General features: G+C 72.9%; 1 protein-coding gene. It reads left to right on the plus strand.

The genetic code is table 11. The annotated features are described in order from the left end of the window. A partial coding sequence (locus IE239_RS41140) for a type I polyketide synthase (protein WP_190154558.1) occupies positions 1-3,593 on the plus strand: 3,593 nt, incomplete at both ends.

A 3,593-nucleotide genomic window follows, 5' to 3' on the forward strand; every position in this document is an offset into this window, starting at 1 on the left:
AGACGCTGCCCGAGGCGGTCTGCTTCCCGTTGCAGCGGGCGGGTCAGGACGAGCAGTTCACCTTGCTGTCCCGGCTGGGCCAGGCGTATGAGGACGGCCTCACCGTCGACTGGACGGCAATGCTTCCCGAGGCCGCCCCCGTCGACCTGCCCACCTACGCCTTCCAGCACCAGAACTACTGGCTCGACCACAGCTTCGGCCGCGGTGCCGACGTGGCCACCGCCGGGCTCCGAGCCGCCGGACACTCGCTGCTCGGAGCGGAACTCACTCTGGCCGAACGGGACGAGACCGTGTTGACCGGGCGGATCTCACTGCGCACACACACCTGGCTGGCCGACCACACGGTCGCCGGCACGGTCCTCTTCCCCGGCACGGCGTTCCTCGAACTCGCCCTGCACGCGGCGGAGCTGACCGGCGGCGGGTCGGTGGACGATCTCATCCTGGAGGCGCCGCTGCCGTTCGGCGCCCACGACCAGGTGCAGATCCAGGTGAGCGTCGCCGCACCGGACGCGTCGGGCCGCCGGGAGTTCACCGTCCACGCCCGGATCGACGATGGTGAGGACTGGCCGGGAAAACCCTGGACCCGGCACGTCAGTGGCGCCCTCGTACACCCCGGCCGCGATCTCGCCGACACACCCTGGGCCCGCCTCTGGCCGCCCGTGGACGCCGCCGAGCTCCCCATTGAGGACCTCTACGACCGCTTCGAACAGGTCGGCTTCGACTACGGCCCCACCTTCAGAGGGCTGCGCGCTGCCTGGAAGGCCGGCGCCGACGTCTACGCCGAGGTCGAACTGCCTGAGCAGGAGGCCGACACCGCCGACCGGTTCCACCTCCACCCGGCGCTGCTCGACGCCTCCTTGCACGCCCTGTTCGCGGGCGGGCTGCTGACGGCCGCAACGGACGCGGCCCGGCCGGTGCTGCCCTTCTCCTGGACCGGCGTTCGGGTGCGCGGCACGGAGCGGGGACCGTCGGCGATCCGTGTGCGGTTCAGCGGTGACGCTGCCTCCGGGGTCACGGTCTCCGTCGCCGACGACGAGGGGGCCCCGGTCGCCGAGGCCGACGCACTGGTCGCCCGCCAGGTCCAGGGCGACCTGACGGCGGTCCGGCCGGCCCGGCAGGACGACCTGTTCCGGGTGGAGTGGACGGTGGCTGCCGAGACCCCGGCGCCGGCCGTCCCCGCCGGTACCGGACAGTGGCTGGTGCTGGGCGAGGACCCGGCGGCTCAGACCCTCGCGGCCGAGTTGGGCGCCGGACTGTCGGCGCAGCCGACGGCGGAGGTGCCGCCCGCGGTGGTGCTGCCCTGTATGCCGGGCGAGGTTCCCGACGCCGAGCTGCCGACTGCCGTACGACAGCACCTCACGGAGCTCCTGCACCGCCTCCAGACCTGCCTGTCCCACCCCGGCTGGGAGGACGTCCCGGTACTGGTCGTCACCCGGGGCGCCGTCGCCACGGCCGCCCACGACACTGTCCGCGACCTGACCGGCGCCGCCGCCTGGGGGCTCGCCCGGGGCGCCCAGGCCGAACACCCCGGGCGGGTCGTCCTGGCCGACCTCGACGCCCAGCCCAACTCCACCGCCGCCCTGGCCGCTGTGGCGCAGGCCGGTCTGGCGCAGGTAGCCGTGCGGGCCGGCGTGGCCTGGGTGCCCCAGCTGGCGCGCGCCCGCCGCCAGACCGCCCCGGCGATGGCAGTCGGCGACGGAACCGTGCTGCTGACCGGCGCGTCCGGCGCGCTGGCCCAGCTGCTGGCCCGCCATCTGGTGGAGCGCCACGGCATCCGGCACCTGCTGCTCCTGAGCCGTGGTGGCGCCCCGGTCGACGCGGATCTGGACGCCGACATACGCAGTGTGGCCTGCGACGTGACGGACCTTCAGGCCCTGTCCGACGTACTGGCGTCGCTCGACCACCCTTTGGTGGGCGTGGTACACGCGGCCGGTGTCCTGCGGGACGGCCTGCTCGCGTCGATGAGCGACGAGGCGCTGGCGGAGACCCTGGCGCCGAAGGTGGCCGGTGCCTGGAACCTGCACCTGCTCACCCGGGACCTGCCGCTCGACTTCTTCGCCCTCTATTCCTCGGCCTCCGGCCTGTTGGGCGGCGCAGGCCAGGCCAATTACACAGCCGCCAACGGCTTCCTGGACGCCCTGGCCCAGCTGCGGCGTGCTGACGGACTCCCCGCCACCTCCCTGGCATGGGGCATGTGGGACACCGGGGACGCGGGCATGGCGGCCGCCCTCTCCGACACCGACCGGGCACGCGCCCAGCGGTCCGGGCTGCTGCCCATGGCGCCGGAACGCTGCCTGCGACTCTTCGACGACGCGATAGCGGCCGAGGACGCCACCCCCGTACCGGCCGCCCTCGACCTGGCCACGCTGCGCAAGCAGGCCACCGATGTGCCCCCACTGCTCCGGGGCCTCCTCGCACCGCGCACGACGGGGAGCACGTCCACCCCGCTCGGCGGCTTCCGTCGCCGACTGGCCGAGGCGCCGACCCCGGCAGCTCGCCACCAAGTCGTCCTGGACCTGGTCCGGGCCCAGGTCGGTGGAGTCCTCGCGTTGGCCGACTCCGCCGATGTCGATCCGGACCGCGCCTTCAAGGAACTCGGCTTCGACTCGCTCACGGCCGTGGAACTGCGCAACCGCCTCGCCGGCGCGACCGGTCTGCGGCTGCCCGCCACGCTCGTCTTCGATCACCCGACCCCCGGTGCCCTGGCGCGTTTCGTCTACGAGGAGACGGTCGGGGACGCGACAGCCGCGACCGAGGGCACTCCGAGCGCTCCCGCCATGGCCCTGGCCGAGGAGGCCATCGCCATCGTCGGCATGGCCTGCCGCTACCCCGGCGGTGTCGGGACACCAGAGGAACTGTGGCGGCTGGTCCATGAGGGCCGCGACGGCATCTCCGAGTTCCCCGCCGATCGCGGCTGGGATCTGAACGCCCTCTACGACCCGGACCCGGAGACCGCCGGCACCAGCTACACCCGGCAGGGCGGTTTCCTGCACGATGCGGCGGAGTTCGACGCGGAGTTCTTCGGGATTTCGCCGCGTGAGGGGTTGGCGATGGATCCGCAGCAGCGCCTGCTGCTGGAGACGTCGTGGGAGGCGCTGGAGCGGGCCGGTATCGATCCGACCAGCGTGAAGGGCACCCGTACCGGCGTCTTCGCCGGACTGATGTACCACGATTACGGCACCCGTCTACCCGCCGTCCCTCCGGAGGTGGAGGGCTATCTGGGCCTTGGCAACGCGGGCAGTGTGGCGTCGGGCCGGGTTGCCTACACGCTGGGTCTCGAGGGGCCGGCGGTGACCGTTGACACGGCGTGTTCGTCGTCGCTGGTGGCGTTGCATCTGGCGTGCCAGTCGCTGCGGTCGGGCGAGTCCACGCTGGCTCTCGCGGGCGGTGTCACTGTCATGGCCACCCCCGACGTCTACGTCGAGTTCAGTCGGCAGCGGGGGCTGTCGGTGGATGGGCGGTGCAAGGCGTTCTCGGACTCTGCGGACGGTACGGGCTGGTCGGAGGGTGTGGGTGTGCTGGTGTTGGAGCGGTTGTCGGATGCGCGGCGCAACGGGCACCGCGTGCTGGCCGTCGTGCGGGGTTCGGCGGTG

It is taken from the genome of Streptomyces humidus, from assembly GCF_014649655.1.
GTDB lineage: Bacteria > Actinomycetota > Actinomycetes > Streptomycetales > Streptomycetaceae > Streptomyces > Streptomyces humidus.